At 37.7% G+C, this 14,201-nt stretch carries 9 protein-coding genes; 6 read left to right on the top strand and 3 right to left on the bottom strand.

The window, feature by feature from the left end:
* Nucleotides 1-382: 382 nt before the first annotated feature.
* Entirely contained in the window at nucleotides 383-3,832 is a 3,450-nt protein-coding gene (locus E2I05_RS07075) for a serine/threonine-protein kinase (RefSeq protein WP_121852085.1), read from the top strand.
* A gap of 68 nt (nucleotides 3,833-3,900) precedes the next feature.
* Here the strand turns inward: E2I05_RS07075 and ppsA are convergent, their stop codons facing one another.
* Nucleotides 3,901-6,270 (bottom strand): phosphoenolpyruvate synthase, encoded by a 2,370-nt coding sequence (ppsA, locus tag E2I05_RS07070; RefSeq protein ID WP_121852086.1) that lies wholly within the window; start codon nucleotides 6,268-6,270, stop codon nucleotides 3,901-3,903.
* A 125-nt stretch (nucleotides 6,271-6,395) separates the two neighbouring features.
* Between ppsA and ppsR the strand changes: the two genes are divergently transcribed.
* Together ppsR and E2I05_RS07060 are read left to right on the top strand one after the other, a co-directional pair.
* The gene (gene ppsR / locus E2I05_RS07065; protein ID WP_121852087.1) at nucleotides 6,396-7,208 is read left to right on the top strand and encodes a posphoenolpyruvate synthetase regulatory kinase/phosphorylase PpsR; all 813 of its coding nucleotides are present in this window, start codon (nucleotides 6,396-6,398) and stop codon (nucleotides 7,206-7,208) included.
* 162 nt (nucleotides 7,209-7,370) lie between these two features.
* Nucleotides 7,371-8,429 carry a 3-deoxy-7-phosphoheptulonate synthase gene (locus E2I05_RS07060; protein WP_121852088.1) on the top strand — a complete coding sequence of 353 codons (1,059 nt, stop codon included), beginning with the start codon at nucleotides 7,371-7,373 and terminating at the stop codon, nucleotides 8,427-8,429.
* Nucleotides 8,430-8,513: 84 nt separating this feature from the next.
* Here the strand turns inward: E2I05_RS07060 and E2I05_RS07055 are convergent, their stop codons facing one another.
* Nucleotides 8,514-8,909, bottom strand: coding sequence for a hypothetical protein (locus E2I05_RS07055; protein WP_133309538.1), 396 nt, complete (start codon nucleotides 8,907-8,909; stop codon nucleotides 8,514-8,516).
* 141 nt (nucleotides 8,910-9,050) lie between these two features.
* Nucleotides 9,051-9,626, bottom strand: a complete 576-nt coding sequence (locus E2I05_RS07050; protein ID WP_133372163.1) for a hypothetical protein — start codon at nucleotides 9,624-9,626, stop codon at nucleotides 9,051-9,053.
* A 601-nt stretch (nucleotides 9,627-10,227) separates the two neighbouring features.
* On the opposite strand from E2I05_RS07050, the gene E2I05_RS07045 reads away from it, so the two are divergent.
* The 3 genes from E2I05_RS07045 (at nucleotide 10,228) to tnpB (ending at nucleotide 14,185) form a co-directional block, all read left to right on the top strand.
* Nucleotides 10,228-12,780: a TonB-dependent receptor plug domain-containing protein gene (locus E2I05_RS07045; RefSeq protein ID WP_121852091.1), complete on the top strand. Its 2,553-nt coding sequence runs from the start codon at nucleotides 10,228-10,230 to the stop codon at nucleotides 12,778-12,780.
* Between the two features lie 758 nt (nucleotides 12,781-13,538).
* Nucleotides 13,539-13,841, top strand: a complete 303-nt coding sequence (gene tnpA, locus E2I05_RS07040; protein WP_121852092.1) for an IS66 family insertion sequence element accessory protein TnpA — start codon at nucleotides 13,539-13,541, stop codon at nucleotides 13,839-13,841.
* A complete protein-coding gene (gene tnpB, locus E2I05_RS07035; RefSeq protein WP_121852093.1) occupies nucleotides 13,838-14,185 on the top strand; it encodes an IS66 family insertion sequence element accessory protein TnpB in 348 nt (115 codons plus the stop codon). Before tnpA ends, tnpB begins: the two co-directional genes overlap by 4 nt.
* The last annotated feature ends 16 nt before the right edge of the window (nucleotides 14,186-14,201 follow it).

Raw genomic sequence — 14,201 nt, 5'->3', positions numbered from 1 at the left:
CACGGAGATATTATCCACTTAAAACGCGAATTAACAATTATTAATACAAACATAATTCTATGTAAATAATACCGCGTAACTCTTAAGCTAAAATGATAATGTTTATGCAAAACAACCTGAACCCTGAATAAAAAAACATCTACAGTACAGCTACTTATGAGAATTTTAGCGTTGTGATTGCTTAAAATAGCAGGCTATTTATTCACAACACGCCTTGAAATTCAAATAACTACCTGCACTATAGATAATATATTGAATCAAACTCTTATGGATTTCATTACGCAAAATTCAGGTTAAATAATTATCCTGATTGCGATAAAAGATCAAACTTATATTTGATTCAAAAATGCATAATGAGATAGTAAAAAAACAGGGAAACAACATGGCTTCTCCTGAAGTATTTTTATCTAAACAGGCTTTCTCTAGTATTGATGAAGCTTCAATATCTCAATTACATGAAACAAAAAAAGCCACAGTGAGTATAAAAATTGGCACTTTTTCAAATGAAAAATACCTCATTACAATAGAAAATAATAAATTATTAGGTCAATATATTGGTTTTTTTCATGATGGAAAAAAATTGCAATTAGGCGATGTCGTAGGAAAGGACAGTTCAGACCAAAAATGCTATAACTTTTTACTTTCCCTCGCGACTCACCCTAGTCTTTCTTCAGATATAGCTGTAACAAGTATTTCTTCTCAAAACGTAACCGTTGAAGAACAAATTTTACTCTTAGAAAGAGCCCCAAATAATGTAGGAAAGCAAGTTCTAAACACCCTTAGTGATTCTGAGCCGCAAAACAAAATTACAGTTATCCAATCTGCTTTACAACAATTATCGTCACAAAAAGCCGCTGACATTTTATCCCAAATGGATCATGAAATGAGAACAAGGCTACTTGTAACGCCATATTGGAATAAACTTAAAAGAACAAAAATAATCGCTTGCTTACCTGTTGAACAAGTCAAAGTAGTAATCACTGAACAACCAGAATTCGCAAAAACGTTACTCTCTCTTGAATCTGATAATTCAGTTTGGCAGGATATCCCTGAAAATTTGCAACAACAATTAGCTAAATTAATTTCTCAACAGAATTTTCCCTTTACTTTTGAAGTTTTTCCTAGAGTTCCACCCAATATTGCTGTGAAAATTGCTTCTAATTTTAATATAGTAGAATTAGCTAAGATATTAATAAAAACTGAAAAAACAGTTGCCGCGGTGGTATTTCAGCAATTAATTACCAATGCTCAATTTCAACAAATCAAAGAGGAATCAAGTAAGCCCAACGATATAGATGACTGGTGTGTAGTTGAATCTAACACCCTTGGCATAACACCTGAGTTTGATTCAAATACATCAAAATTTAATGAACTTGAACTTTTGCTTCGAGAGTTTCTGATATTTGATTGTGACTTGAACACGACTGTATTCAGCCCTGAATCGAAAGAGTTACTAAATTATTTAGATGATCAAAACTTGTATTGGTTAGTCAAGCAAGCAAGAGGGAGATCGAAATTACCGCTCATCACCCTATACTTTGATAAAATACTAAAACCTCCACAAATAATAAAAACGACAGAAATAAAAAAGATAATCGCTATTATAGATAGTAACAATCATGACTTTATTGATCTCGTTTTATGTCGGCTATTACCAATTCAAGTGATACATTTAATCAGAACTCTTCCTGAAAGAGTCGCATGCAAAATGTTTTCCCCTTTAAACTCACTTAAGGTCTTTGATGAATGTTTAATTCCAGCCGTAATTGGTGAAATAGATGATGACTTATTACAACAATTAAGAGAATTTACTTGCTCCCACCATTTAGAGCTCATCACAATAATAATGCTTGGGTTTAAATTAAAAAGCTGCTCACTAATTACAGCCACCATGTCCCCTTGTAAACAAGCTGAGCTTTGTAAATCCATGCTAGCAGTATTGAACGTTGATGGAACAACTTTTCAAGAATACTACGATAAGTGCCAAAAACATTTACCGTGTAAAATGTTGGCCACATTAATCGAAAGTGGTGGTGATAAGCATTTCAACTTTAATACCTTGCTAACGTCTCATTTGCTCAACCCTGACATCAAAAATGAAATAGCAAATTGTTTAAACGACCGATTTTGGAGACAAAAATTTTTTGAAGCGACGGAACATAATGAACAATTAATGGCCCAATTTTTAAGACTATCTTTAGTCAAGAAAAAAGCTATATCACAATTGTTTACATTTTCGAATTGGCTTGAAATTGCACAAGAACTAACAGATAAAGATTTATTAGATTTTACTGATTTCGAGCATCCTCAAAAACTCAGTTATTGGCAAACAAAGTACAAAGACCCCACTGAATTAGAACATATTATTCGAACCGTACCTAGCACTGAATGGTCTGCTTTACTATCTCATTTTACTGATTATCAACTTGCAGCAGCGTTGTTTTCACTAACAATAGAGATTCAGGCTCAATTCATTACAGCAATTTCGACTCACTCTAAAGCCACTAATATTTTAACCATTTTATTTTTCTTGTCAGAAGGTAAAACATTAGAGCTAATTCATATTCTTTTTGTTAAACCCGCTGCAATTGCAGAGAAATTAATAACTTTGTTATGGCAAATCAAAACAGCAGATCAAAAAGGTAATAGTACATTAAAAAAAGAAATTGCATATCTATTAGGTGAGTTACAAGATGCTAATAAGAAAGCAATTATTATTCAGCGTAACTACAAAGCACATAGCACAAAGCTAGAAGAAGCAAAACCAATGTTTCGCCATATAAATACTCCGATTGGCTTTGTTAAATTAACAAATAGAGGTTCTACACCAGGTGTAGAACCCATTGAATATTATTATGATAAAGATAAAGTGTTTCCACCAATGAGACTTCCTTTTCACCGATTAAAAAAAGATGAATTTGCTAAGTTATCTGGCGGTTTTAAAAAGGCAAGCGCAATAGACTCCCAATATATCAGTTTTGATGCTGAAGATACCCAAGAGTCGGTTCAAACAGACACAAGCGCAATGTGTGGTCCAGTAGAAACAGATCGGAATGAGATTTTTAAAAGTAAGCTCAAAAAAGTAAAAGCTGCACTCGGAATAAAGTCTTGGGCACAGTGTTCTATACAACCAGGACTACAAGGCATTGTAGTCAGAAAAGGAAAGATAACGGCTGTATTTGGAGGTGATGACATTATTAATTACAGAGAACAATTATCCCCTTTTATGTCATTAAACTACCGAGTCTTCAACCAATTTTGTTATGACATGGCTAAATTACATGAAAACCATATATTTTTTAGAGACATAAAGCCTTGTAATTTTCTTTATAAAGAAACTGTCACCAACTCCAAAGGAAGAAGATATAAATTAGACTCACCTCAATTATCCATAATCGATCTCGATGATTTATTTACAGGAGAACCTGAAGATGTTAGCAAAGAATGCGGCACCCTCAATTATTCCACAAAAGTATTAATCGAGTTAAAATGCAGTGGAAACCCTAAAATTTTAAAATCTTGTGATGATTACGCTGCAATACTCACAATACTTGATACCTCAGGAGATGAAACGGTCAATTTATGCCTATGCCCAGCAGATTATGAAGATGGTGCTAACGATACAGATTATGAAGATGGTGCTAACGATACATATGAACACGGCATTTTAGATCAAGAAAATACTGACGAATACACCAAAGCATCAATCCGTACGGTACTTAAAAGAATTATAAAAGAAAATTATTTGGAAAGCGTACAACAATTTCTTACCGATCCAGTAAAGAACCCTTTAACAGCCTCGTTACATGAAATTATCGACTGGACTAACTAGATAAAAACTAACTACTGTAAAAACAAAAAGGCCGCATTTTAGCGACCTTTTAAAACTCTGAAAATTAATTATCCGTGCTCTTTAGCAAGGTACAACCAAGTGTCAATCACTGTATCAGGGTTCAATGAAACGGTATCAATGCCCTGCTCTACTAACCATGCTGCAAAGTCTGCATGATCTGATGGGCCTTGGCCACAAATACCGACATAAGCCCCTTTGGCTTTAGCCGCTTGAATAGCCATAGAAAGTAACTTCTTAACAGCAAGATTACGTTCGTCAAATAAGTGACTGATGATACCTGAGTCTCTATCTAAACCAAGCGTAAGCTGAGTTAAATCGTTTGAGCCGATTGAGAAACCATCAAAGTATTCAAGGAATTCTTCTGCAAGTAAAGCATTTGAAGGTAGCTCACACATCATAATGACGCGTAGACCATCTTTACCACGCTCTAAACCTTCTTCTTTAAGAAGATCAATAACCTGAGAAGCTTCATCAAGCGTACGAACAAATGGGATCATGATTTCAACGTTCGTCAAGCCCATTTCGTTACGAACACGTTTAATCGCTTCACACTCAAGTGCAAAACAATCACGAAATGATTCTGAAATATAGCGACTTGCACCGCGGAAGCCCAACATTGGGTTTTCTTCTTCAGGCTCATAACGATCACCTCCAACCAAATTAGCATATTCGTTAGACTTAAAGTCAGACATACGAACAATCACTTTCTTCGGATAGAAGGCGCTACCAATTGTTGCAATACCTTCCACTAAACGTGCAATATAAAATTCAACCGGAGATTCATATCCAGCAATCATTTCATGAATTTCATTTTGAAGCTCAGCATCTTGCTTATTAAATTCAAGTAATGCTTTAGGGTGAATACCTATCATACGGTTGATGATGAACTCAAGACGAGCAAGACCTACACCTTCATTTGGCAAACGAGCAAAGTCAAATGCTCTGTCAGGGTTACCCACGTTCATCATGATTTTCATTGGTAAGTCAGGAAGCGTATCGACACGGTTTGTCACCACATCAAACTCTTGCTTACCTTCGTAAATGAAACCAGTATCACCTTCAGAGCAAGAAACCGTTACTTCTTGACCTGTTTTAATCAAGTCCGTAACGTCACCGCAACCCACAACAGCTGGAACGCCAAGTTCACGGGCAATAATGGCTGCGTGACAAGTACGACCACCACGATTTGTGACGATAGCGCTCGCACGCTTCATGATAGGTTCCCAGTCAGGATCTGTCATGTCTGTGACTAACACATCACCCGGTTGGATTTGATCCATATCGTCAATTGAAGCAAGTACTTTAGCTACGCCAGAACCAACCTTATGACCAATTGCACGACCTTCGCTTAACACTTCACCACGTGTTTTAAGATGATAACGTTCAATCAATTGAACATCTTCACGGCTTCGAACTGTTTCTGGTCGTGCTTGAACAATATAAAGCTTACCGTCGTTGCCGTCTTTAGCCCACTCGATATCCATAGCGCGGCCATAATGCTTTTCAATGATGACAGCTTGTTTAGCAAGTTCCATAACTTCTTCATCAGTCACAGAAAATTCACGACGTAACTCAACATCAACATCTTCAATCTTAACTTGTTTACCATGACCAACATCATCAGAGTAAACCATTTGGATCATCTTACTACCAACATTTCGACGAACAACAGCTTGATGACCTTGCGCTAAGATTGGCTTGTGAACATAAAATTCATCTGGATTAACAGCGCCCTGAACAACCATTTCGCCTAAACCAAACGATGAGGTGATGAAGACTACATCATTGTTACCTGACTCAGTATCCATTGTGAACATTACACCTGACGCCGCTTTGTCAGAACGTACCATTCTTTGAATGCCAGCAGATAAAGCCACACCACGGTGATCGTAACCTTGGTGTACGCGATAAGAAATCGCACGATCATTAAATAGTGAAGCAAAAACGTGTTTAATCGCAACCAAGACTGAATCAAAACCTTTCACATTTAAGAAAGTTTCTTGTTGACCAGCAAATGAAGCGTCCGGCATATCTTCTGCAGTTGCAGAGGAGCGGACAGCAAATGAAGCTTCTTGAGTTTCTGAGGCAAGCTTGTTGTAGGATTCGAGGATCGCTTGCTCTAATTCTGGTTGGAAAGGGGTATCGATAACCCATTGCCTGATCTGTGCGCCAACTTTTGCAAGTTGATTTACATCATCAACATCCAATGTATCTAGGATGTCATAAATCTTCTGGTTAACTCCACTTTGTTCTAAGAACTCATTAAATGCATGAGACGTTGTTGCAAAGCCTCCAGGAACTTGTACACCAGCATTCGATAAGTTGCTGATCATCTCGCCTAGAGAAGCATTTTTACCGCCAACCAAGTTGACGTCGCCCATGCCTAATTCCTGATACCAGAGTACATATTGTTGCACAGTTCTATCTCCGCAAGTTTTATTTCAGTGGCCCCTTCACACGAGGGCAGAGGCATTCTACACTCCGTCACAACAGGCGTAAATCTATAATTTTATTTGTAATTTTATTACTACATGAGGCTTATATGGCACCCCAAGTTTTTTTTATTTCCGATGGTACGGCCATCACAGCAGAGGTATTTGGACACGCAGTTTTATCACAATTTCCTATGGAATTTGAGCAGGTTACCATTCCGTTTGTAGAAACAATCAAGAAAGCTGAAGCCGTTCAACGGCAAATTGATGATTGTTTTATTACAACAGGATTGCAACCACTCGTTTTCCATTCCATCGTAAAGCCAGAGATCAGAGAGATAATTTCAAACAGTAAAGGAGCCGATTACGATTTTCTCAACACTTTTGTTGCGCCATTGGAAGATCAGCTGGGGATAAAAGCAACGCCCAAAGTTCACCGAACTCACAGTAAAGAAAATGCCAGTTATGAAAGCCGTATTGATGCGATAAATTACTCATTGGATAATGATGATGGGCAAACCCTCAAACACATGGATAAAGCTGACATTATTTTATTAGGTGTTTCACGTTGTGGTAAAACGCCTTCAAGTCTTTATTTGTCAATGCAGTTTGGAATAAAAGCAGCAAACTACCCGTTTGTGGAAGATGATATGGATAACCTTAAACTGCCTGAGAAGCTGAAACAAAATAAAGATAAACTATTTGGTTTAACAATTGATCCTCAGCGCTTACATGAAATACGCCAAAGCAGAATGCAAAACAGTCGTTACTCATCTCTAAGACAATGCCGTGTAGAAGTTAAAGAAGTCGAGATGATGTTTAAGAAAGAACGCATACCCTTCATAAACACGACCAATCATTCTGTTGAAGAAATAGCCACAAAAATTCTTTACACAACTGGGCTAGAAAGACACATGTTTTAAGATCGATTTATTCGTATTTTTATTACAAAATAAACATCGATTAAAGCAAAAACAGAGCACAGCTGCTTACTTTTAATACAAATAGCACTGTGCTTCACTCCACGATTCGTTATAATCCTGTCCAATTAGGCAAATTTTGCCGTTTTATTGTTTGGATGTTGAATGACCATTAAAACCGACGAACTAAGAACTGAGCTACTTTGTAAAGTAATTTCACCTGCACAATTGGCTTCAGAATACCCACTTACTTCATTAGCTGCTGATTATCTCGTCCAGCAACGTAAAGAAGTTGAAGCAATTATTGAAGGCAAAGATCAACGTTTGCTCGTTATCATTGGACCTTGTTCAATTCATGATACTGAAGCAGCACTCGACTATGCACAACGTCTTGCAAAGTTGCATCATGAACTCAAAGACGATCTTTGCATTGTGATGAGAGTCTATTTTGAAAAACCTCGAACTATAGTCGGCTGGAAGGGACTAATTTCAGATCCTGACTTAGACGGTACCTTTAGTCCAAATAAAGGCTTGCGTAAAGCCCGACATTTACTACAGCAGATTACAGAGCTAAAACTACCTATTGCTACTGAATTTCTAGATATGGTCAATGGTCAATATATCGCTGACTTGATCACTTGGGGAGCCATTGGTGCCCGTACGACAGAAAGTCAAATTCACCGTGAAATGGCATCTGCTCTTTCATGTCCTGTCGGCTTTAAAAATGGCACGAATGGGAATATTCAAATCGCTGTAGATGCTGTTCGTGCCGCCCGAGAGCCTCATATTTTCTACTCGCCCGACAAAGAAGGTGCAATGGCTGTTTTTCGCACATCTGGTAACCCTTATGGTCATATTATCTTACGCGGCGGAGCAAAGCCAAACTATTCTGCAGAAGATATTGAACACTCCAGAAAACAACTCGCAGAAGTTAACCTATTCCAACGCATGGTTATCGACTTTAGTCACGGTAATAGTAATAAACAGCATAAAAATCAGCTTAATGTAGCCGATGATGTTTGCACTCAGTTACAAAATGGTAGCACCGCTATTGCTGGAATTATGGCTGAAAGTTTCATTCTTGAAGGTAATCAAAAAGTCGTTAATGGAAAAGAACTAGAGTACGGCAAAAGCATTACTGATGCCTGTTTGCATTGGGAAGATTCTGAACTCTTGCTTCGTAAGCTTGCGAATGCTGCTCGAGCTCGTCGACTGAAAAGATAAAGTACATTCAATTAAACCAATAAAGAAGAATATGAAATTAATGTCATACTCTTCTTTATTTCAAGATAAAACCTGTATAAAAAATTACTGAATGTTAAGGCTATTTGAAGGTCTGCTTTTAGTTTTACAGTTTTTTGTAAAACCTTCTTTTAACAATGAAACAGGTTTAAACCCTAACTTTTCGGCTTCAGGCACCTTACCTTCATCAATACTGTGCACATTAATATGAAGTCCGCCTGCGCCGCAAACACTTATCACCGCCATCCCATTGATGTCACCACAGGTTGATGAGTAAACGTTAATCCCTTCTTTTTCGAGAAGCCGCTCTGTCTGCTTAACGGTTTTACCACCACCCATGCATTGAACAGAACCATCATTGATATATACATCAACTTTACTACTGTCCTGGGCTGATAGATTTTCACTCATACTACAGCCCATCAACAATACCGATGAAATTAACATTATTTTCAGTTTCATGTACTTATCACTAATTTAGACATTTGAATCAAGAATAAGAGAAAACTAAAACCTTAACAAGTAAGCTCGTACATTTTGTTGATAAAGGCATTGAGCACTCCCCATATCAAGCTAAAGACACTTACACATGAATCCGTAATGTTACTTAGAAATCTCCCATGAGCCATCGCTTTTTAAACATGCAATTCCGAAGGCCTGCTCAGTGCTTCCTCCGACAGTTATTGTCTGTTGATATTCTCTACACAATTGGCCTGATTCATTAGTGCCTTCTTTAGTTGCAAGCACTTGTCCATTAGCTTTATCTGTATTCCATGTGATAGCTTTACCTACAGGCGCTGTAGTGGCCGATATTTGTGCTTGCTCATGTTCCCGCTGAGCTTGCTCATCGATGTTATCAAGAATTTTTAAACTTATTGCTGTAAAAGCAAGCCACTTCCAAGCCGAATCGTCCACTAAAAATCGACCATATCCAGGGTAAGAGTGACCAAACCTCCTGTGTATTCTAATGTTTTTATAAGTTCTTTTTCTTGGAACAACAACTATTACTTTTGGACGTTTTGTTATATTCCTTTTTGGCTTTGGTTTGACAACAACCACTGTTTTTCTATCCGAATTAGCTAAGCGCCTTTCTGATGAGTAAGCTAAGTTTATATTTAACGAAAATACAATAGAAATTAGGAAGAAAAACTTACACATATTAGATTTCATTATAGTCATAGTCATCACTCAAAAATCAGAAAAGTTTATAAAAAACAGCGAACATGCATCTAAACATGCATCTATTCGTTTTATGAAAGCGCTAGACAAAATATCACCTCTTAATACACGATTATTAAAAGGTAAGATTGAGTAAAATAAAATAAGTTCAATTTACATTTAATTTTCAAATAATGTTCGAACTCAGGCTAACACTTTAAGTGTGAAATCGTAACAACCATAATTTTCAATTAATTACGCAGATAAAATTAAAAAACCACGACATTTTAAAATGTTAAAAGTTTCAAAAAATCAAGCTTACTTAGTAATTTTTAGACATGTGTCACAAAACTATTATTTTCTTTGTAATTTAAAAGTTAATGGAAATTATATTTATAACTCTATCAAAACCATCATCTATATAACATTAATACCGCAACAATATACATTAAACAATATTATCTACTGCACACATACAGCTCTTAAAACAATATAAAAACAAATTACCAACATTTACAAATAAACGTTAAATATATGGTTAATTGACGAAATAAACATTGGATTGCAATACTTTAAGAGCAGAAAAAATAAACATAAAAATAATATTAGGAACATGCATTCAATGAAGAAATATTCTAAGTTAGCTATTGCGATAAATGTTTGTATTGCAACATCCGCATCAAGCCTTCTAGTCAATGTCAACGCATCCGCTCAAACCAAAGAGTCGGCTGATCCAGTTGAAAGAATTGCTGTTACAGGATCTCGGATTCAACGCAAAGATATGGAAACAGCTTCTCCGATAACCGTTATCAATGCAGCATCAATTCGTGCAGAAGGTTTTACCTCTGTCGATGAGTTATTACAAGCGCAAACTTCTATGGCGGGAGCGGCTGTTGGTTCGAGCACCAATAATGGAGCCGATGGTGTTGCTCAAGTTGATCTCAGAGGTATGGGCTCTCAAAGAACGTTGGTATTATTGAACGGTCGCCGCATTGTCAATTCAGGTTCTGGTGCCGATAGTTCTGTTGATCTAAACTCTATACCTGTGGCGATGATTGCACGCGTTGAAATACTCAAAGATGGGGCTTCTGCTGTATATGGTTCTGATGCTATTGCTGGCGTTGTAAACATTATTACAAAAAAGGATTTCGACGGCTTTCAGCTCGATGTACAAGCTGGTGCAACGGACAAAAGTGACGGAGAAAATGGGGAAATAAGCGGCTTATATGGCTTCAATACCGAAACAGGGAATTACACTCTCGGCGGAGCTTACTCACGTCGTGAAGGCGTTGTGCAATCAGACAGAGAATGGACAGATCCAGGCAATAGCTCATTCATACCAACAGGCTCTTTAGGCGGCAAAGTGCAAAATGACCAAGGTGAATGGGTTGCACGTGATACGGGTTACGACTATACCCAAGATAGCTGGTATCAAACTCCAAACGAACGATTTAGTATTTTTGCTAACATGACGGAAGAGTTGAGTAATAATTTAACAATAACCAGTGATTTTTTATACACTAAACGTAAATCAAGCCAACAACTCGCCCCACAGCCTGCCAATGTTATGTTGAATGTGTGTAATGACCCGAATATTACGGCTGATGAATCTTGCATATCTTTAGATCAATCAATGTTAGACGGCGGAATTGCCGCTGATGATACAGGACGGGTTAATTATCGCCGAAGAATTACTGACGCTGGACCACGCATATACTCTCAAGATACAGACACCTATAGACTTTCAGCAGGTTTAGCTGGTTCTCTGGATATTAATACCGGAATGGATTGGGATGTTTCCTACACCTACGGGAATAACAAAGCAAATACATCAGTTGCAAATTCTATTAATTCAACCAACATGAAACAATCTATTTATGACAACCAAGATCAATGGTTCAGTGGCGATCCTCTCACTTCAGCGATAATCGACGACATAAGTTATACAGAAAAAGCCGATGGTGGTAATGAGCAGCATGTTATTTCTGCCGGTTTAAATGGCGAGTTATTCGAACTCGATGCTGGAGCCGTTGGGTTTGCGATTGGCACTGAGTATCGCTACGAAAGCGGTTATTACAACCCTGATGCTGTAATCGTAGCTGGCGATGGAACCGCTGCACAGCAAGATCCAACTGACGGTAGCTATAACGTCATTTCTGTTTTTCAAGAGGTCAGTATCCCATTTTCTGATAAGCTTATCGGTGAGTTTGCACTCCGCTATGATGACTATTCAACATTTGGCAGTGCTGCGACTTGGAAAGTGGGTTTCACTTATGAAGCCACCGATGATCTCATGCTTCGAACTGTCGCAGCTACAGGCTTCCGAGCTCCTAGTGTGAGTGAGCTTTACGGCGGAAATACTGGTTCGTATGATTATCTTACTGATCCATGGGGTAACGCACAAGATCCACAAATTCTTGTAAACTACACATCAGATGAAAACCTTAAACCTGAAAAATCTGAATCTTATACTGCTGGACTAGTGTATTCACCAAGTGCAATCGATGGCATGTCTCTGACATTGGACTGGTGGAGCTTTAAAGTTACGGATGCAATTTCTCGTCTTGATGCTCAAGCAGGGTTAAACAGTTGTCAATCAGGTGATGTCGCGGCGTGTGAAACATTCAATATTACCCCCGATGGTAATCTTGATAACTTAACGAATCCTCTCACAAACGTTGGTTATCAAAATACTTCAGGTATCGATTTCAATTTATCTTATAACTTTGAAGCGATTGGGCTTGATTGGAAAATCAATAATGACACAACCTATTTGCTGAACTTTGAACAAGATGATGAAGATTACACTGGCACCATTGATGGTAACTTTGGTGCCTATGCGAAAGTAAGAAATAATTTCAGCGTTCAAGCCGGGCAAGAAGATTGGAGCTTAATGTATTTTAATCGTTATATAGGTGCAATGGATGATAATTACACCGATTATGATACTAACGATCAACCTTACTTAGCGACAACGACTGCTGATTCTGTTCTCTACCACAACATTTCTGGCACGTATCACTTTAGCGATGCTATAGACCTAAATGTTGGCATTAAGAACTTTACCGATGAGTTACCGTCAAGTGTTACAAATGGCAGCGCTGGCGGAACAGTCCCTGAAGTTTACGATACGATTGGGCGTCAATATTATATGGGCGTAAGTATTAAAATGTAAATAATATTTTAATACTCAAGCCGAGCCAATGTGCTCGGCTTTTTCTTATAATTTACTTGGTTGTCATACAACAAAAAAAACCAGTATTAACAATATTTAAATATCTTGGAACCCATCAAATCACAGGATATCGAGGTAACAAATCAGTTCGATACTCATTATCGAGTAATTTCGAGTAAATACATTAAAGTTAAAGTAATTATATGCACTTAGATATTTAAAATAACTGATATCAACTGTTACCCAAGTTTGATTAGTTCCGAATTTTTACTTATCTTAAACCTAAAATCATCAGTTGAACGCTGAGTATATGAGTAACTGCTTGAGCAATATGATGATTTTATCATCATGGCTTTCACCCAATGAGTGAAGTGCTCTACGCTCACAAGTTTGCTAAAATGACTGCTATCTGCGTTGTAACTTTTGCAAGTAGAATAACTACTTGCTGCAAGCTACGCCTTACTATCAGCCATTTTTTCTACGCTTGAGAACGCAGTCAACTGATGTTTCTAAGTTAAAGAATAATGCCCCCGATAGAGTAAAAAGCGTAGAAAGGTATAACCGTAAACCTTCTAACTTTAAGAAGGTAAAATGGGCTTTTAGCGACTTTTGCCTACAATCTGATTGCCAGAAATTAACAACACATTTTAGTGCGCGCAGCCTATCTACTTATACGTAACCGTGCGGTAAACCCCGTCTTTTCAGAGTAAAAACCATCTCTTAAAATCTTTGCCACTTTTCAACTATTGAGACGCGGCATGACAAACCGAAGAACACCCGAGCAGTGGCAAGTTCTGATAAGACAGCAAAGCGAAAGTGGATTAACCGTTACCGCTTTTTGCCGTAAGCATAAGTTGGCCATCAGTTGCTTTTACACTCACAAAAAAAAATCGAAGCAGCAATCAAGTTTTACTCAAGCAGTTGTTACTACTGCATCAGCTCCCCCCATTCCTGCTCAACAGCCAGTGATCAAACTTGAAACCAAGATAGGTGATTTAATTTTCCCTGCTCAAATATCTCCTCAAATTATTATCGATGTCATCAAAGGATTGCAGTCATGATTATGTTCCAACAATTGCCCAAGGTGTATTTATACCGTGACTTCATTGATTTTCGTAAATCCATTAATGGGTTAAGCGCTGTTGTTGAACAACAAATGGAATTGCCTTCTACCGATGGCAGCGTGTTTGTGTTCTGCAACAGAAACCGAGATAAACTTAAAATCCTTTATTGGGATAAAACAGGTTTTGCGCTTTGGTATAAACAGCTGGAGAGAGACAAATTCAAGTGGCCAACCAAGATTGATACCGAGCAGATGGTGCTCTCTGAGCAGCAATTCCACTGGTTACTTTCAGGTTACGATGTCGTTGGTCATCAACAGGTTTTTGTCGAAAGCTATTGTTGAAGTTGATGACTGATTG

Origin of the sequence: Parashewanella spongiae, assembly GCF_004358345.1 — a bacterium.
Taxonomy (GTDB): Bacteria; Pseudomonadota; Gammaproteobacteria; order Enterobacterales; family Shewanellaceae; genus Parashewanella; species Parashewanella spongiae.
The sequence above is the reverse complement of the archived record's forward strand: the minus strand, read 5'-3'. Positions and strand labels throughout refer to the sequence as shown.